Annotated in this window: 16 protein-coding genes; 11 read left to right on the top strand and 5 right to left on the bottom strand. The window is 49.1% G+C overall.

The features are described from left to right. Positions 1-23: 23 nt before the first annotated feature. Positions 24-1,286: a putative Na+/H+ antiporter gene (locus tag ACOI06_RS02525; protein WP_420660917.1), complete on the bottom strand. Its 1,263-nt coding sequence runs from the start codon at positions 1,284-1,286 to the stop codon at positions 24-26. Between the two features lie 566 nt (positions 1,287-1,852). Here ACOI06_RS02525 and ACOI06_RS02520 point away from each other — a divergent pair. Both ACOI06_RS02520 and ACOI06_RS02515 read left to right on the top strand, forming a co-directional pair. Further along, positions 1,853-2,044 carry a hypothetical protein gene (locus ACOI06_RS02520; protein WP_420660916.1) on the top strand — a complete coding sequence of 64 codons (192 nt, stop codon included), beginning with the start codon at positions 1,853-1,855 and terminating at the stop codon, positions 2,042-2,044. After that, positions 2,041-3,390, top strand: a complete 1,350-nt coding sequence (locus ACOI06_RS02515) for an amidase (protein ID WP_420660915.1) — start codon at positions 2,041-2,043, stop codon at positions 3,388-3,390. The genes ACOI06_RS02520 and ACOI06_RS02515 overlap by 4 nt, the downstream gene beginning before the upstream one ends. Positions 3,391-3,432: 42 nt before the next feature. On the opposite strand, the gene ACOI06_RS02510 is transcribed toward ACOI06_RS02515, so the two are convergent. Together ACOI06_RS02510 and ACOI06_RS02505 are read right to left on the bottom strand one after the other, a co-directional pair. Beyond that, a complete protein-coding gene (locus ACOI06_RS02510; protein ID WP_420660914.1) occupies positions 3,433-4,485 on the bottom strand; it encodes an isocitrate/isopropylmalate dehydrogenase family protein in 1,053 nt (350 codons plus the stop codon). 189 nt (positions 4,486-4,674) lie between these two features. Further along, positions 4,675-5,661 (bottom strand): Bug family tripartite tricarboxylate transporter substrate binding protein, encoded by a 987-nt coding sequence (locus ACOI06_RS02505; protein WP_420660913.1) that lies wholly within the window; start codon positions 5,659-5,661, stop codon positions 4,675-4,677. 258 nt (positions 5,662-5,919) lie between these two features. Between ACOI06_RS02505 and ACOI06_RS02500 the strand changes: the two genes are divergently transcribed. From ACOI06_RS02500 to ACOI06_RS02460, 9 genes are all read left to right on the top strand, one after another. Then, positions 5,920-7,260, top strand: coding sequence for an MmgE/PrpD family protein (locus ACOI06_RS02500; RefSeq protein WP_420660912.1), 1,341 nt, complete (start codon positions 5,920-5,922; stop codon positions 7,258-7,260). Between the two features lie 79 nt (positions 7,261-7,339). After that, the gene (locus ACOI06_RS02495; protein ID WP_420660911.1) at positions 7,340-8,245 is read left to right on the top strand and encodes a LysR family transcriptional regulator; all 906 of its coding nucleotides are present in this window, start codon (positions 7,340-7,342) and stop codon (positions 8,243-8,245) included. Positions 8,246-8,370: 125 nt separating this feature from the next. Continuing rightward, a complete protein-coding gene (locus tag ACOI06_RS02490; protein WP_420660910.1) occupies positions 8,371-9,831 on the top strand; it encodes an aldehyde dehydrogenase family protein in 1,461 nt (486 codons plus the stop codon). A gap of 19 nt (positions 9,832-9,850) precedes the next feature. After that, positions 9,851-10,393 carry a decarboxylase gene (locus ACOI06_RS02485; protein ID WP_420660909.1) on the top strand — a complete coding sequence of 181 codons (543 nt, stop codon included), beginning with the start codon at positions 9,851-9,853 and terminating at the stop codon, positions 10,391-10,393. Positions 10,394-10,427: 34 nt separating this feature from the next. After that, the gene (locus ACOI06_RS02480) at positions 10,428-11,039 is read left to right on the top strand and encodes a thiamine pyrophosphate-dependent enzyme (RefSeq protein ID WP_420660908.1); all 612 of its coding nucleotides are present in this window, start codon (positions 10,428-10,430) and stop codon (positions 11,037-11,039) included. A gap of 67 nt (positions 11,040-11,106) precedes the next feature. Further along, complete coding sequence (locus ACOI06_RS02475; RefSeq protein ID WP_420660907.1) at positions 11,107-12,141, top strand: hydroxyacid dehydrogenase; 1,035 nt, start codon at positions 11,107-11,109, stop codon at positions 12,139-12,141. Positions 12,142-12,236: 95 nt separating this feature from the next. Then, positions 12,237-13,280, top strand: coding sequence for an amidohydrolase family protein (locus ACOI06_RS02470; protein ID WP_420661019.1), 1,044 nt, complete (start codon positions 12,237-12,239; stop codon positions 13,278-13,280). Positions 13,281-13,533: 253 nt separating this feature from the next. Continuing rightward, positions 13,534-14,532, top strand: a complete 999-nt coding sequence (locus tag ACOI06_RS02465; RefSeq protein WP_420660906.1) for a Bug family tripartite tricarboxylate transporter substrate binding protein — start codon at positions 13,534-13,536, stop codon at positions 14,530-14,532. 168 nt (positions 14,533-14,700) lie between these two features. Further along, a complete protein-coding gene (locus ACOI06_RS02460; RefSeq protein WP_420660905.1) occupies positions 14,701-15,375 on the top strand; it encodes an isochorismatase family protein in 675 nt (224 codons plus the stop codon). 136 nt (positions 15,376-15,511) lie between these two features. Here the strand turns inward: ACOI06_RS02460 and ACOI06_RS02455 are convergent, their stop codons facing one another. Together ACOI06_RS02455 and ACOI06_RS02450 are read right to left on the bottom strand one after the other, a co-directional pair. Next, a complete protein-coding gene (locus ACOI06_RS02455; RefSeq protein ID WP_420660904.1) occupies positions 15,512-16,624 on the bottom strand; it encodes an NAD(P)/FAD-dependent oxidoreductase in 1,113 nt (370 codons plus the stop codon). A 241-nt stretch (positions 16,625-16,865) separates the two neighbouring features. Further along, positions 16,866-18,956 (bottom strand): acetate--CoA ligase family protein, encoded by a 2,091-nt coding sequence (locus ACOI06_RS02450; RefSeq protein ID WP_420660903.1) that lies wholly within the window; start codon positions 18,954-18,956, stop codon positions 16,866-16,868. Positions 18,957-19,099 lie beyond the last annotated feature (143 nt).

The raw sequence follows: 19,099 nt of genomic DNA, 5'->3' as shown, positions 1-19,099 counted from the left end.
GCTGGTTGAGTTCAAGTCATAGGCTAGACCGGCAACAAAAACATACCGGCCGCAATCAGGGTGGGCACTGCAGCCGACACCACCAGTTTAGCCGGAGAAATGGCACCATCTGGAAAGTAACTCTTAAGGATTGCAAAACCTGCTGGGTTTGGTGCGTTGGCAATCACGGTCGTTCCGCCACCCACCACGGCGCCCGCCACCAGCATGTAGCGCCACGCATCTGATGCCCCTTCAACCAGCGAGCCCAAATAAGTAATGGCAGCATTATCCGTAAAGGCAGACAACACCAGCGTGCCCCAGAACAGCACCGTGGGAGACAAGCCACCCAACAGATCCTGTAACCACCACTGTTGTAGACCACCCAACACGATCAGCCCTGCCAAGAAGAAACCAACCATCAGACCTTCACGAACCATCAGAGGGTCCTGATGCTCAGGATAGGCGTGGGTATAGCCAATGAACATCAAGAACAGACCCAGAAACACAGCTGGATAGTGCGCACCCAACACCACGCCAATAAGTACCAATACGTGCACAAAAATCACAGAAAAAGGCACTCGGTCACGTTTGGTTTCTGAGCTGCCAATCGCACCTGACTTCAAGAATGAACGGCTCACCAACGTCAGAATACTGGCGTTGATCAATACAGCGATAGCGGCACGCCAGCCAAAATTCATCAGCATATGCATAGAATCCCAGCCAAACGCATTGGCGACCATCAAGACTGGAGGTGCCGCATAAGCAGTCAATACACCCCCGATCGAAATATTCACGAAGAGCACACCAATCGTCAGATATTTAAAGCCAGCTTGTCCGGGCTTACGAAAGTAACCGTCACGCAACAGCAAAGCAGCCAGTGTCATTGCAGCGGGTTCCGTAATGAAAGAACCTGCCAATGGCACGATAGCCATAATGACAAAAAAGGTCGAGACAGACCGATCCATGGGCAAAATTCTGGCAATAGCATGCACAATCATTGTCACTAGGTCAATAATCGGACGACTCGCCGCAACCACCATCACCACAAACACAAACGCGGGTTCCGTGAAATTGCGTGAATCCAGATAACTGACGGCTTCACCTGCGCCGGCAGTCAGAGCAAATACGACAATCAGAACAAATGCCCAAACGCCAAAAACCGCCTCCACTTCTGATAACAGATGCCACAACCCGGCATGGGTTCCTTTTTTATTGGCTAGACGTGCAAAAAACGGTACAGAAAAAGTATGCGCAATGGCAATCACAAATAGGATTGTTGCGATCAGTTCAATCGGATGGCTATACATAAACTGTGGAGTCCTCAGATTTTGATTGACGATAGAGCCGACACCACAACTATCGTCATGACACTCACAGCTCCCCTTTATTTCATCGATCTACTTAATGCACAGCAGATCTGTCACATTCCAAACCTCTTGTTTGCGATGTGTTTTTATTTGGTTTTGTCAGACTTTACGTGATTTTTAACGATCTGTGTTTAAAAACGCATAACTTTTTGTTTTTTTATTTTGTCTGTCTTGATCAAGATTTAACTTCTACGAACTCATCAATCGCTTTTCCGATCGTGTTGTCAAAAAAACACGGTGACTTTCTATCATTGACACCTTTTACACTTGCAAGCAAATAGCGCATCTATTTAAAGCGTAAAAACCAACGTTTAAAGCCCCAAAAGAAACTAAGTCTTTATTGTTGATATCAACAACCCAATCGCGGATCCATAATGCAAGCCTTGGCACAAAGCCACTTGACTGCGAGTCATATTATGAACGAAAGTTACTGAAAGAAACATTTCAGACGGATCGTCTACTTTGAACAAGTAATCAACACAGCGACACGACAGGGAAACCACAGAATGAATACAAACCAAGACACCAAAGTCAAAGCGCTCATTGAGCAAGCAGGCCTTGAAGAAGTTTTTGCCTTATATCCTGAAGACGTTTTGATAGCGTTTAAACAGGCCCAACAATACAACCAAACAATCAAGTCTTTGAAAATCAAAAAACAGGTACCCGGCACAACCTATACACCAGGGGCGATATCATGAGTGATATTTGCTGGCTTTCAGCCTCTGAACTTGCTGCGGCTTACAGAAAGCGCGAGCTCACGCCACTCAATGTAGTGAAGCACTTGATCGATCGCATTCAAAAATATGACTCCAAAATCAATGTGTTCACTCATCTCGACGCTCAAGGCGCTCTACACAGCGCCCAGCGTGCAACAGAAGAGCTCAATGCAGGCAAAGATTTAGGCCCTTTGCATGGCATTCCCTACGGTGTCAAAGACATTATTGATGTTCAAGGACTACCGACCACCTGTCACTCTGAGCTTTTTAAGGAAAACATCGCAACGCAAGATGCAACCGTTGTTAGTCACTTACGTCAAGCGGGTGCCATCGCTTTGGGTAAGATCGCAACACATGAGTTCGCAATCGGCGGTCCTGCGTTTGATTTGCCCTTCCCTCCTGCCCGCAACCCCTGGAAAACAAGTCACCATCCTGGCGGATCCTCCTCAGGTTCGGGTGCCGGTGTGGGTGCAGGATTTTTTCCTGTGGCACTAGGCACCGATACGGGTGGATCGGTGCGCAATCCAGCTGGCACCTGCGGCGTCATGGGGTTTAAGCCAGGTTACGACAAAGTCTCCAGAAATGGGGTTTTTCCGCTCTCATGGACACTTGATTACGTCGGACCACTCGCACGTAAAGTCGAAGACCTTGCCAGTATGCTCAACATCATGACCAGCGTACGCGGTCCCAAAATTAACCCTGACATCCAAGGCTTACGCATTGGATTTGTACGGCACTATCACGAAAAAGACATGCAAGCAGGCCCGGACACGGCCGCAGCACTCCAAACTGCTGTAGACACGCTACAAAACGCGGGCGCCACCATCATCGATGTTGAACTCCCACCACTTCGAGAATTTATTGATATTAACCGCGCCATCCTGACCCCTGAGGCTTGGGCAACCCACAGTGAATTCATACGTGCACACCCTGAAAAGTACTGTAAGCTCAGTCGCCAGCGCATTATGGTTGGCGCTTTTGTCACTGCCGAGGCTCACTTGCAAGCCCGCATGATGGGACTTACTCTGCGCGACGAAGTCAATCAAGTGTTTGAGCAAGTCGATGCGCTGATCCTTGTGAACTCAATGAATCCGAGCTGCGAGATCGATGATGAAGCCATGATCGTTCAGAGTTATTTTCAACATGCACGCGCGCCCTTTAACCTCAGCGGGCATCCCGCCATGTCCATGATGTGCGGGCTTTCAGGAGATGGTTTGCCCATTTCTATGCAAATCGTGGGACCTTATGATCACGAACACCGTGTCCTCAATATTGCGGCTGCCTATGAGGCGCAGACCCAGTGGTCGGACATGCATCCAACACTTTGATTGAAAGCTTTTGGGGCTCATCACTTGAGCCCCAAAAACCACTTAAAGACAATTTAATAAGGCATCACCAACCGCCTGGGTCCCCAGATTACCCCCAATGTCGCGGGTCACTTGACCATTCGCAATCACCTGAGTCACCGCTGTTTCCATCAGATTGCCAATCTGTTCATACTGCGCTTGTTGTGTTTTATGCGCGTACCACCGCATCAACATCGCGACCGACGACACTTGGCTAAGTGGATTGGCAACATCCAAGCCCGCCAAATCGGGCGCCGAACCATGGGCAGCCTGAGCCATGGCATGATCATCGCCCGCATTTAAGGACGCTGCCATCCCTAAACTGCCCGCCAGTTCTGCTGTGAGATCCGACAAGATGTCACCGAACATATTGGTAGTCACAATCACATCAAAACGTTCAGGGTTTCGGATTGCGAGTGCCATCATCGCGTCCACAATCACCGCATCCACAGACACTTCAGGATACGATTTTGCAACTTCGTGGCAGGCATCCATAAACATACCGTCACCCAGTGACAGCACATTGGCTTTGTGCACGATTGTGACTTTTTTGCGCCTCGTCATCGCCAATTCAAACGCTTTTTTCGCAATCCGAAAACAACACTTGCGCGTAATACGTCGCATCGAGACAACCACATCATCTGTGACCTGTATTTCCGCATTGCCTTGGACCATATTACGGTCCGCGTAAAAACCTTCTGTGTTTTCTCGAACAATCACGAGATCAAACGGTTGACTGCGCGTAGGCATGCCCTCATAGGTACGTGCCGGGCGGATATTGGCATACAAATCCAGTTCTTTACGCACAACGCCCGACGGACTAGGCTGTTTGGGTTCACCCTCCACTGCCGCATGCGTCGTGGTGGGTCCCATAATCAAACCATCTGCATCACGAATCAAATCCGTCAAGCCAGGTCTAACCGTTGTTCCATGTTTCTCATAACTGGCCATGCCCGCTAAGTCATACGTCAGACTCAGTGGTACATCTATTTTCTTTGTAGCTGCTTGTAATACAGAGACTGCAACTGAGACCGTTTCCGGACCGATGCCATCTCCTGGAATAACGACTAATTTCATCTTGTATCCCCCTTTTCTTTTATATAAATCCTCTTTAAACACGCAAAATACCAAGCCGGCGCGGCATTTGGAAAGAGGTTTTTGGCAATCTTTGCCATGCCATCCTGTTCAAAAAAGACCTCAGTCACTCGCCCATATAAACTGGACAAACAACTGAGGTCGGATGCTATTTTCAGAATTAAAACGAAACTACTGTTTTTCAATGCCCGCAGAGGTCAAGGCTTTGGCCCACTTGTCGTGCTCAGCCGAGATGAATTTTCCAAAATCTTCTGGTGAGCCACCTGCTGGGTCTGCGCCCGCAGAGATCAGTCGCTCTTCCAATGTCGGCAGCACTTGATTCACTTTCTCATTCACCAAGTTGACAACCGCTGGCGGTGTGTCTGCGGGTGCGAGCAAACCAAACCAAGAACCTGCAGAAAAGTCTGGAAACCCTTTTTCAGCAACCGCTGGGATATCTGGCAAAGATCGCGAACGTTTTGCGCTGGAGACGGCAATCGGCACCAACTTGCCAGACTTAATCTGTCCCATGACAGATGGAATCGTCGCAAACATGAAATCCGTGCGACCTGCGACCAGGTCATTTAACGCTTCGGCGCCTTTATAAGGAACGTGCGTTGCATCCAGATCCATCATGTCTGACAACATATGGCTCGACAGGTGTGACGAAGTGCCCGTGCCTGTTGATGCGTAGTGCAAATTACCTCGACGCTCTTTAGCCCATGCCAGAAACTCTTCAAAAGTTTTGATATTGCGATCTGGATGAACCACTAACACGTTCGGAACGTCTGCAACCAAAATAATGGGCGCGAGATCTGTCCGAGGATCATGCTTCAGGGTTTTAAGCGACGGATTAATGGCCAAGGGCCCGACTGAAGCCATCAGCAAGGTATACCCATCTGGATTGCTTCGTACCACATCAGCCGTGCCAATATCGCCACCTGCGCCTGGCTTATTGTCGACTACAAAATGAGCGCCCGGCATCACATTCACAAGTTCCCCCGCCATGGCACGCGCAATAATGTCAGTCGTACCGCCTGCTGAGAAGCCAACCAAAATCTTGACAGGCCGTTCGGGATAATTATCTGCGTCTTTTGCATTCGCAACTGAAACAGCACACCCAAACGACAACCCAACACAAACTGATACAACCCAACGTTTCAAAAAATTTGTTTTCATCAGTGCCCCCTTAAAATCGCTTTTATATGTCAAAAAATTATTTTGACTCTCCATCATAGGAACATGAAAGAACGGGTGTAAAGATTTTGTTCCTGTAAGCAATGCGGCGTTGCCAAACCGGAAAAGCCATCCCCTACTCAATCCACAAAATCGACCTATGCCAATGAATCATTTCCGCTTACACCTTTGAGCAACACTAGGGGTATAAATGACTGATAGCATGATGGAATTGTGTTCAATTCACTCTTGAGGGCGACCATGTTGCTTGAAAAACTGTCTCAATACGGCGCTAGCGAAGCGATCGATCAAAAACCAGCTGAAGTGATGCACCATGCCAAACGCGCGGTCCTTGACTGGTTCAGCGCACTCTACCCCGGCACTCACGTCGCCCCTTGCAACCAATTAATGAAGGCTTACGCGCAAGAGCTCGGACTCGGCCACTGCAGCTTGCCAGGCAATCACACAACCACATTTGCCGCCACCGCGGCCTGGATCAATGGAAGCGCATCGCACGCGGTCGAATTTGATGACATTTTTCGTGATGGCGCCTATCACCCTGGATGCCCAACCATTTCCGCAGCACTCGCCATTGCAGAAGATCTGAACGCCAGTGGCCGTGATTTTCTAAATGCTATTGTTGTCGGCTATGAAATATCGACCCGTATTGCGGCAACGATTCAGCCTGCGCACTATCGCTTTTTCCATACTACTGGCACGGTTGGTTGTTTAGGTGCTGCGGCCGCGGCTGCAGCGCTTCAGGCCCCGGGAGACGCTCAAGTGATGGCGCACGCCATTGCAACTGCCGCGACCTTTGCTTCAGGCTTACAACAAGCGTTCCGTTCGGACGCCATGACCAAAGCGCTTCATGCCGGACATGCAGCCGCCATTGGTGTTAGAGCCGCTCAGGCCGCCGCCGCGGGTGTCACCGGTGTGACCGATATTCTGGAGGGGCAGGCAGGTCTGGGCGCGGCACTCTCAGAAAACGTTGACTGGTCCCACACCACGGACGGTTTGGGCACGCACTACAACATCACACAAATCACACAAAAAAATCATGGTTGCTGCGGGCACACTTTCGCCGCGATTGATGCTGCCCTGTATCTGCGCGCTCAACACAATATCGAGCCGCAAGATATTCAGTCTATCCATGTATCCACCTATCAAACCGCCATCAATGTCGCCGGCATCACGAACCCTGCCACACCTTATGAAGGCAAATTCAGTCTGGCTTACGTGATCGCACATGCGCTCGTATACGGCTCTGTTCGTCTGGACGCTTTCGAACCTGACCGTTTGCAGGACAAAACCATTCGTACATTAATGGCCAACACCACACTTGAGGCAGATCCTGAAATCAGCGCTCGTTTCCCTAAGCAACGGGCGGCTAACCTTGTTTTGACATTAAAAGACGGGCGAGAAGTTGCCTTTTTTGCACCAACACGCAAAGGCGATCCTGATGCACCCTTGTCAGATGCGGAACTGAACGATAAATTTGATGAATTAGTGCGCCCTGTATTGGGATTGGAACAAGCAGATCTACTGCGCGAACAGATCTGGGCGTTGGATACCATGCGGATTCGCGATCTAAAACTCGCTTAATAACGGCAGTTACTAACCCCGGTAGACTCGAGTTGCTCTATGATGTGTGAGGCTTACACGAGGAATCGGGGTTCAGACTTTGAGTATTGATCCAACAACGTTAAGAACGTTTATCGCAGCCGTCGAAGGACGCAGTCTGGCCCAAGCGGCGGCCAGAGAAGGGCTTGTCACGTCTGCCGTCAGCAAGCGAATTGCTGAGTTGGAACGTACGCTGGGCATCACAGTTCTAACACGTCATAACCGCGGCGTAGAACCAACAGCAGCCGGTCTGGATTTGTACCACCGCGCCCTGTCAATTTTGCGTCAAATGGATTCATTGACGAGTATCACCGAAGATTACGCTTCAGATGGTCGATCTAAAATCCAGTTAGTGGCCAATCGTTCTGCCATTATTTTATTTCTACCCAAAGACATTGCGCTGTTTCAGTCTCAGCAATCTCATAAAGTTCGTATTGATTTATTGGAAGCGTACAGCGGTGATATTCCGCGTCTAGTGGTTGAAAAAAACCTCGACATCGGAATCTATCACGCAACTGGACCCGCACCGGGTGTCTACTCTTTACCTTACTACCAAGACAATGTGACGCTAGTCGTACCCAATGGACATCCGTTACAAGCGCGTGAATCGGTGCGTCTCGATGATGTCCGAAAATATGATTTTTTGGGGTATTTCCCGAGACATTCTTATGAATCCTTCATGCAACTAGCGGGGCACAGTCTGACAGGTCCTCTAAACGTCAGAATCCAAGTCTCTAACTACGAAGCACGCTGTCGAATGATTCGCGAAGGTTTGGGGATTGGCATCATGCCCGAAGGCATTGCAAACACCTATCTCCAGCAATTTGGATTAACCAAAATTGCGCTCGAAGACAGCTGGGCCAAACGTCAGTTTTATTTGTGCGTACGTGACCCCGAGACGCAACGCGATACCAGTCGAGCGCTGTTCGAATTTTTTGCAACTAGAACCAGCAACAAGAAGATCTGACACAATCTTCACTCCGATTACACTCGACCGTTCCCTACACGGCAATGCCAACATACCAACAGGGCAATCCTGTGACCATCTGCGCGTGATAATCTTTTTAACAAGACTATACGTGGAGAGACCCAATGAGCAGGCAACATCGAGCTATACCTGATTTGTCCAACGTGCCGACCGGCGCACTGGTCAATGGACAGTGGATTTCCGGTCACACTCAATTTGAAGTGCTGGATAAATTCACATCGCAACCCATCGCTCAGGTTGCCAAACTCGATGGTGATGCAGCCAATCGCGCCATTTCCATTTTGCAAAAAGCAGCCGCAGGTTCGATTCCAGACCCACAAGCACGATCGAACTGCTTAAACAAAGCGGCGCTTTTACTGGAGAACCATCGTGAGCGCTTGGTCACGGTTCTGATCGCAGAAGCTGGTTTCACCGCAGTCGATGCAAACAATGAAATCGATCGAGCCAAAGTGACATTGCAATTGTCTGCACAGACCGCACTGCGTTTGCATGGTGAGATGGTGCCGTTTGCAGCAAGTCCGGGTGCACACCGTCGCATCGGCTTCACACAACGATTCCCAATCGGCATTGTGTGCGCAATCACACCGTTTAACTCGCCGCTCAATGTCGTATTACATAAAGTTGCACCTGCATATGCCGCAGGCAACGCCGTCATTCTCAAGCCCTCACCGTTTACACCATTAACGGCCAACATCCTGGGAGAAATTCTCCTTGAGGCAGGGATGCCGCCTGAATTTTTAGCGGTGGTTCATGGATCTGACGACTCGCTCGGCGCGACTCTATTGCACAACCCAGCCATTGGTTTTTACACATTCACCGGTAGCACACGCGTTGGACGCCTCATTCAGGCAGCAGCGGGTTTACGAAAAACACAGATGGAACTTGGCAGCATCGCAAGCACGATTGTGTGTGCAGATGCCGACCTAGATCACGCACTGCCCAAAATCGTCAATGCTGGGTTTCGTAAAGCAGGTCAGGTTTGCACTTCAGTTCAAAGACTCTACGTGCAGCGCGATGTGGTCGCCGCCGTACAGGAACGACTCATCCAAGCAGCCCAGTCATTAATTGCTGGTGACCCCCAGCTTGCGAGTACGCACGTGGGCCCCCTCATTAGTCGTGACGCCGCCGAACGTAGCGAAAAATGGGTCAAAGAGGCCGTTCAAAACGGTGCAATCCTACAGTGCGGTGGCACACGAGAAGGCTCCGTCTTTACACCCACTGTGCTGACCGATGTCCCAGAAACAACTGCCGTGTGGTGTCAGGAGGCGTTTGCACCCATGCTGTCAATTCGTGCTTTTGACACGATTGATGAGGTGATTATCAACGCAAACAATACGCCTTTTGGTTTATCAGCGGGTGTCTTTACTCAAGATATTGATCAAGCTCTGAAAATGGCACAACAACTCAGATTCGGTGGCATCCACATTAACGAAGCGTCTAGTGCCCGCGCCGATGTCATGCCATTTGGTGGCGTGAAAGAGAGCGGCTTTGGTCGAGAAGGCCCTGACTATGCAGCAGTCGAAATGTCAGAAGAAAGACTTATTACGTTCAATCCAAAACACTAAGCAAGGAGCGGCATACTTCATGTCCAACCAATCAAATATCGATAACGAGACGGACAAAACAAACTGGGGCTGGGAAGAGCATTTCATCGCCACATTAAAAGACCAACAAGTCCGTTTAATCACTTACGTGCCCGATAACGTTCTGTCACGTCTGATTCGACTCGTCCATCAAGACGACTATTTCACAGTCATCAACGCCAGCCGTGAAGAAGAAGCGGTTGCAATTATTGCGGGCGGATGGATGGCAGGACTGCGCGGCATCACCTTAATGCAAACCAGCGGATTCGCCACATTGCCAAATGTTTTAGCGTCTTTGGCGATTCCATTTCAAATTCCCGTCCTGATGCTTGTGTCTGAACGCGGCACTTTAGGGGATCACCAACTGGGTCAAGTCATCGTTTGCCGAACACTGCGTCCGATTCTGGATTGTTTGAATATCGAAAACCATACACTTGAAACCGTTGAAGACGTGTCATTCATCACGAGCCGAACCATCCGTCAGGCGTTTTCTACACAAGCGCCTGCCACATTGATTATCTCGCCCAAATTGTATGGCCGCTGAAAACCCAATGGATCATCCAAATCAGGAATTTAGAATGAGTAATACCGATCAAGCAAACGCAAAAATCATGAATCGCGCCGATTTGACGCGACGTTTGAAAGCCGCCATTACCGACGAAGAAATTATTATTGGTGGTATTGGCCACACCAATTTTGATCTGTGGGGTGCGGGACATCGTCCCAAAAACTTTTACATGCTCGGCAGCATGGGCTCAGCCAGTGCCATTGGCCTTGGCGTGGCTTTAGGGCAACCCAATCGCATTGTCTACGCCCTTGACGGCGACGGCTCTATTTTGATGCAGCTAGGTACCTTGGGTACCATCGCATCGACCAACGTCACCAATCTAGTCGTGATCATCTGGGACAACGGTTGCTACCAAATTACAGGCGGCCAACCCACGGCCACAAGCTCGCAAGTTGATCTGGCCGAAGTCGCCCGAGGGCTTGGTATTCAACAGGCTTTCTGGGCCAAAGATGAGCAGGATTTTGAGGCACTCATTGCACGCACCCGAACAGAACCAGGCCCTTGGTTCATCGTAGCGCACACTGACAACGAAAAACCGGCTGTTGCGACAGATCGTGATCCACCACAAATACGTGACCGATTTATGCGGGGTTTAGGCGTAAAGGGCGAATGGGGACGATAATCATTTCATCCATGCCAGAAGCAGTTCATCAACTATCACCAACCTTTTACGAACGAAGAAGCACGCCATGACCATTAACGTTGCTCGCCAAAACCGCTGGATCGATCCGTGTTTTGATGACATGATCCGTAATGAGACAAATCTGACTTTGTCCATCCTTGACACAAACCTGTCTTTAGCTGAAGCCGCACCATTACTCGAAACCATCGATGTTTATCACTTGGGTGCATCACGCTCAGAAACTCCAGAACAATGGCATATCACTGAAGAGTTACTTGCGAAGTGGCCGCGCCTTAAAGTTCTCTCTAGCATGGGTGCTGGTTATGACATTCTGGATGTCGATGCCTGCACGCGTGCAGGGGTTTTGGTGGTCAACCAAGCAGGTGGCAATGCCAACTCAGTGGCCGAACACACTATTGGCATGATGCTAACCCTTGCACACCGAATCAGTGAGTGCGATCACGTACTGCGTATCCATGATCGTGGTGTCGCATTGCCTCGCGAAACCCTGATGGGAAATGAAGTTAAGGGCAAGACCATCGGATTAATTGGTATTGGACATATCGGTACACGAGTAGCGCAAATTGCCCAAGCACTGGGCATGACCATTCTGGTGAGTGACCCTTACGTTGATCCGCAAGAAATCGAACGTCGTGGCGGTCAATCCGTTTCTTTTGAGGAACTCCTCAATCGCAGCGACATCATCAGTGTGCATTGCCCTCGTACTCAAGAGACAGTCAATCTATTTGATGCGCAAGCCTTTGCTGCGATGAAGCAAGGTGCTATTTTCATCTCCACCGCTCGGGGTGGTATCCACGATGAAGCGGCACTCTACGATACCTTGGACTCCAAGCATTTAAGTGGTGCTGGACTTGACGTTTGGGTTCATGAGCCTCCACCATTAGATCATCCGTTATTGTCATTGCCCAACGTGCTTTCAAGCTACCACACGGCAGGTGTGACGCATGAGGGGCGAGAAAATGTTGCTCGTATCGGTGCCGAACAGATCATTGCGATTTGCCGTGGTCAAACACCGCCCCGAGCCATTAACCCAGAAGTCCTCGAACACGCGCAAGCCCGTCTCCTCAAAGACGGTGCGTAACAAGTTTGTCATGTTTAAACAAAGAATCGTTATGCTTCAATGTGTATAACGATTCAGAAAAAAAAGGGTATTTTCCAATGCAATCTATTGAGAATCTGATCATCGATTGTCACGGTCACTACACGACAGCACCTCAACAATTAACCGAGTGGCGTCAAAAACAGTTAGACACCTTTCAAAAAACCGGCGAATACTTACCGCCCGAAATTAACGTGACGGACGATGAGATCCGCGCAAGCTTGGAAAACAATCAGCTTCAAATTCAAGAAAAACGTGGCGTTGATTTCACCCTCTTTTCACCACGCGCCAGTGCCATGGCACATCACCATGGAGATGCACGAATCAGTGCTGACTGGTCTCGTTTATGTAACGACATGATTTATCGGGCAGTCTCGCTCTTTCCAACACGCATTGCCGGCGTGTGTCAGCTACCGCAATCACCCGGTGTAGATCCAGCATCTTGCATTGACGAATTGACCCGCTGTGTCGAAGAGCTCGGTTTTGTGGGTTGCAATCTCAACCCCGATCCATCCGACGGTCACTGGAGCGGTTTGCCCATCACCGACAAGAGTTGGTATCCGCTTTACGAAAAAATGGCTGAACTGGATGTGCCCGCCATGATTCATGTCAGTGGCTCATGCAACCCAAACTTTCATACCACCGGTGCACACTACATCAATGGTGACACGACTGCGTTTATGCAATTGATTCAGGGTGATCTGTTTAAAGACTTCCCCAACCTCAGACTCATCATCCCGCACGGCGGTGGCGCGGCCCCCTATCACTGGGGACGTTACAGAGGACTGGCACAAAATCTCAACCGTCCGCCGCTCGATGAATTGCTGATGAATAATGTCTTCTTTGATACCTGCGTCTATCATCAGCCTGGCATTGATCTGTTACTGGATGTCATTCCTGCAAAAAATATTTTGTTTGCTTCAGAAATCGTTGGAGCCGTCAAAGGGATCGATCCCACAACAGGCTTTGATTACGACGACACAAAGCGGTATCTGGACGCTGTCAGTCATTTAGACGAAAAAACCCGCCAACAGATCATGGGTGGCAATGCTTTAACTGTTTATCCGCGCTTACGTGCGCACCTTGAAAAGTATGCTGTAGCTGAAGGCAAACATCATTGATTCATAAGGAATTTTTACCAACAAAGGTCTTAAAACAACTTGACAGTCAGTCGTCAAATACTTAATCTGAATCGGTCGTGCGACCAGCAGTATTTGCTCCATGTAAATACGCTTGCGTCACAGGACAATCTGATAAAAATCACGGAAGGTATGCTCTACATAGAAGGTTCTGAGCACACAAAACTCAAGCATTAACGAGCGATCCCTTTATGTGAAAAACATCCATATTATTCTAAAAATTGGAGCAATTATTATGAGAAAAACTCTCACCAAAAGCAGCGTTTTAGGTATTGCAGCTAGTGCAGTCACAATGACTTTTGCACTCACACCACTGAGTGCTGTCGCTCAAGCCGACAATTACCCAGCAAAACCTATCCACATGATCGTCGGATATCCACCTAGTGGTGCAACTGACATTGTTGCCCGTTTGGTGGGAGCCAAAATGGAAAAACACCTTGGTCAACCCATCGTGATCGACAACAAACCAGGCGGTGGCTCCAACATTGCAGCATCCGAAGCGGCCAGAGCCAAGCCAGATGGCTACACGCTTTTCATGGCAACGATCGCACAAGCGATTAACCCCGCGGTCTACAGCAATCTGACCTATGACACCCTGAAAGACTTTGAGCCCATCACGCAAACGATGACCTCACCCAGTATTTTGGTCGTCAACAATGACTTTCCTGCCAAAACGGTCGCAGAGCTCGTTGAGTGGGCTAAAGCGCACCCAGGTGAATTGACATTGGCGTCATCCGGTGCAGGCGGTTCACCACACCTCGCAGCTGAACTCTTCAAACTGCGTACAGGCGTTGAATATTTGCACGTCCCATACAAGGGCGCAGGACCCGCCATGAACGACGTATTGGCAGGTGTTGTGATGGGTGGATTTAAAACAGCGACAGCCGCATTGCCACAAATCAAAGCTGGCATGGTACGTCCTTTAGCCGTTGCATCCGCTGAGCGTCTCAAAGACTTGCCCGATGTGCCCACTATGCAAGAAGCTGGCATTCAGGATTTCCAAGTTGCTTCATGGAATGGCTTGATGGTGCCAAAAGGTACTCCACAACCCATTATGGACAAAATCACCGAAGCGGCAATCATCGCGCTGAAAGATCCTGAAATTGTTGAACAGTTTGAATCACGTGCAGCCACGGTCGGCGGTGAATCGCCTGAGGAATTCCGCGCATTTCTGGAAAAACAATTATCCACTTGGAAAGAAGTCGCCGATGCAGCGAATGTTCGCATCAACTAATTCAGAGTAACAGTCTGGATTGTTCATGTTGATTGAAATAGTCACCTGAACCGATAGGTCGATGATTTTATTAGAACAATTTCTTACCTAAGATCAGCCGTCTGAGCGTATACACCATGCGCCACCAGACGGCTGATCTGTTATGGCACAAGAACACAGGAGAAAACTATGAGTACCAAACTGGAAAAATGGCGTAGTTACATTGGCGACACCGAACTCGAAACGTATAAAAAAGCAGGATTTGGAGCACGGGTTGGTTTTGGGCGCAAAGCAGCGCTGATCAACATTGACACCACGTTCATGTTTGTCGATCCCGAATTCATGATGTGTGGCAAGCCAATGACAGAAATGATTGAGGCCATCGAAACGCTAACCGAAACATTTCGGGAGCTTGACTTGCCTATTTACTATAGTCGCCGTGATGATCGTAGCCACCCAGTCTATCGGGGCGCTTGGAACTACACACTGAGCAGCGCCGAAAACACGCAATACACCAGCAATCCAAAGGCAGATGAATGGCCTACCTCATACGGACCTCGCCAACAGGATCGCATCATTCTAAAAAACAAGCCGTCTTGTTTTTTTGCAACGCCGTTAGAGAGTTTTCTGCGCTATGACGATGTCGATACTGTCATCATTTGCGGTGTTAGTACCTCGGGCTGCGTGCGCGCTGCCGCAGTCGATGCTTTTTCTCATAATTTTCGAACTATTTTGGTTGAAGAAGCCATTGGCGATCGAAGCCTAAAAGCCCATCAGGCCAATCTGTTCGACATTGATATGAAGGCGGGCGATGTCGAATCACTCGACTATGTGATCGCTGAACTTAAAAAGCGTTACGCGTAGGCCGTCGCCGAATCGAATTTATTCAACAAACCCGGTTACAGGGATTTTCCTTAATGCTCTGATCACCTTGGTAATCAGAGCATTATTTGACGTGTCAAATGAGGCGTTTCTCGGAGTCACACAACCTTGAGCCTCATCATTTCACAACCATATCTCGGACATAGTCACCTATTGCAAGGCTGGAGGTGAGACCTGGGGACTCCATACCAAACAGGTTAATCAGACCTTTGACACCGTGCACAGATTGATCTTGAATCACAAAATCTGTATCTCGGTTTTTGAGTGCATTGGCACCAACCAGTCTTGGCCGTATGCCTGTGTAGCCTGGAACCAGTGAATGATCAGGCAAAGCAGGCCAAAAACGGCGGATCCCCTCATAAAACCCTTGTTCTTTGGACTGATCAAATGTGTAATCGACAGACGTTCGCCAATCAATGTCAGGTCCAAATTTACATTCGCCTACAAGATCAAGTGTGACGTGCACTCGAAGAGCGGCTTGGCGTGCAACGGGGTACACAAGGTGCGTAAACGGTGAACGGCCAGATAAAGTGTAGTAATGGCCAATCGCATAAAAAACTTCTGGGATATGTTCTGCAGGCATCCCAATAATCCGATGCGCTACTTCATGCGCATATAAACCGGCACTGTTGATAACCTGACGTGCTTTAATCGTGATGGGGAAGTCTCCACCCACGACAAGCAAGATACCGTCCTGAAGGATCTCACCTGACTGAACTTTAGAACGATAAACAATGGTTGCTCCTGCGTTCTCGGCGTCACCAAGTAAACTCAGCATGTAACCATGACTGTCGATGATACCTGTCGACGGTGAAAAAACGCCGGCAACAGCCTGAACTTGTGGCTCCAACATAACGACTTGTTTTTGGTCTAACCACTGTAGATCATCGACTTGATTGCTTTGTGCAAGCGTCAGATACGTTTGCAACTCCGAGGTTTCTTCCTCAGTGGCCGCAACGATAAGTTTTCCGATGCGTTGATGATTGATGTTTCGTTCGCGCGCATATTCGTACAGTCGATCTCGTCCTTGTCGACAAAGCGTTGCTTTGAGAGAACCGGGACGGTATGAAATACCAGCGTGAATGACTTCGGAATTGCGTGAACTTGTCTGTGTCCCAAACTCATCTTCAGCCTCGAGTATGACAACCTCACGTCCTGAGAGTGCGAGCGCTCGCGCAATCGCTAAGCCAATAACACCCGCACCAATGACAACGCAGTCGACTTCTTCCATGTCAGAAGTTCTCCTGAAATTGTGAAAAAAGACGAATAGATCGATCAGCTTTTGTTTGTTTTTCCCGAATCATTGAAATCCTCGCTTTAAACCGTTCACATCAAACCCCCAATTACGACACCAAGTTTCAAGCGCTAGTTAACCACACCGGATAACAACAGTCAGAAAAAGCCGCAGGGACAGGGCATGGCACGGAAAGTGACAACACCATGACCTTACTCTGTCCATGCATTTCAGCCGATTAAGCATCCAACACAATCAGTCCGTCAACGGCCACCACGCCATCACGCTTTACAAACAATGGGTTAATTTCAGCTTCTGACACTTTCGGGGACTGGATGAGTGCCAACTGAGAAAACGCCACAATACTTTGTGCCAAGGCGTCGCAATCTCCTTTGGGCAGGCCACGATAGCCACGCACCAGTTGGGTCGACTTCACTTCACGGATCATGTCATGCGCTTGCTCCAGCGTCACAGGCGCCAATCGCAAAGTCACATCCCGATGTAATTCCGCAGCAATACCACCCGCACCCAATAAAACCGTGGGTCCTACCAGCGGATCTAATCGATATCCCAGAATCAACTCCAACAACCCAGATTCCATCTGCTGCACCAGAATCCCATCAATGCGCGCCTCAGGCATATAGGCTTTGACGTTCGTCACGATTTCAGCCGCAGCAGTGGCGAGTTCTTCATCATTTGAAATATTGACTTTGACAGCTTTCGCTTGTGTTTTGTGTAACAAGTCAGGTGAAGAGGCCTTAGCGACCACTGGATAGGGAATGTTGTGTGTCAACTGATCAGGATTCACAATCGTGCTTGGCGCCACTCTCACACCCAGTGCGCTAAACACTGTGCACGCTTGCTGCTCTGTCAGATTACCCGTCACGGGCAAGCCTCGTGGCCACACGAATTCGAGTTGAGTCTGCGCTTCGTATTTCGGCTCTGTCTTAAAAAACACGGACAAAGCATCCGCACAAGACTCAGGTGTGCGGAACGCCGCGATGCCAGCTTTTTGCAATAAAGCCAGCGATTCCATTGCATCCGGTGCCAAAAAAGCCACCATAGGCTTGTCATTCGGCTTATCGCATTCAATCAAAGGTTTAACAGCCAATTCCGGATGAAATTGAGCAGAAGATCCAACCACACTCAAAACACCATCACACCAATCAGCTCGCAACAACGCTTCAAGCAGCATTTTGTACTGCTCGCTTGTCGCTGCCAAAGTCAGATCAATGACGGCAGACTCCTGAATCTTTAAACCCTGTTGAGCCATACTTTCAACGAACGCTGCAGTGGGCGCCACAGCTTGTACGCCATACAAGCCCAGATTATCAACCACAGTCGCTGCACCACCACCGGTTGTTGTAATGACCGCAACCCGCGCTGAACGTTCTTTAATCACGGTTGGACGCGAGTAACCGATGGCCAAAGGTGTCAATTCAAACAGCGTTTCAAGATTATGGACACGCATCACATGATGAGCACGAAGGAAAACATCCACCGCCTGATCATTACCGGCCAATGCGCCCGTATGCGACTGAGCCAGCGCATCGCCCTGCTCTGAACGACCAAGCTTATATGCGATCACAGGTTTGCCCGCTTCACGCGCCCGTTCGAGCGCCTTAGACAACACGGGTGCATGTCGAATTGTTTCCAAAAACAACAAAATACAGCGTGTGTCAGGATCATCCACTAACACATCAACGATTTCGCCAACTGACAGATCACTTTCGTTCCCAACCGAAATGGATTTACTAAAACCAAAACCGCGGGCTGCTGCCCGAGCCAGTAAAGAACCCATCATCGAACCACTTTGCGAGACCAGACTTAAAGGCCCAGAAATCAAGCTTTCTGCTTCAAACACAGCATTGACCGACAAGATCATGCCGGTATTCAGATTGGCCAAACCAATACTATTGGGTCCGATGAGCCGAATACCGTGCTGTCTAGCTTTGGCTACCAACTCATTCTGAAGAACCATCCCTTCAGGGCCGCTTTCTGCAAACCCATCTGAGTAAATCGTCATGACCTTCACATCGGCTTGCGCACACAACTCAATTTGCTCTGCAACGTGAGCTTTGGGAACCATGACAAAGGCATGATCAATGGGCTCATTGACATCGGCAATACTGGCATAGGCTTTGTGACCCAACACCTCGTTTTGTGTCTTGTTAATGGGGTAGATCTTTGTTTGGCAACCATGCTTTTGCATAAAACGCATGGGTCTGGCGGTGTTTTTAGCGATATTGCCCGAGGCACCAATCAAGGCGACCGATTGTGGATTAAAGATGGCACGAGACAAATCAGTCTCAGTATTTTTTGTTGACATGATGACGAATGCGTAGCAATAAAAAGTAAATTTTGCGCATCAGACGAAGACTCTCAAAATGCGCAACCAAAAGTCTATTCAGAGTCTCAAGATCGCTTGCCGTCACTTGAGCACTCTGAAAGACTCAACAAATCACAGTGGCA

Origin of the sequence: Orrella sp. 11846 (assembly GCF_048820935.1) — a bacterium.
GTDB lineage: Bacteria > Pseudomonadota > Gammaproteobacteria > Burkholderiales > Burkholderiaceae_B > Algicoccus.
The sequence above is the reverse complement of the archived record's forward strand: the minus strand, read 5'-3'. Positions and strand labels throughout refer to the sequence as shown.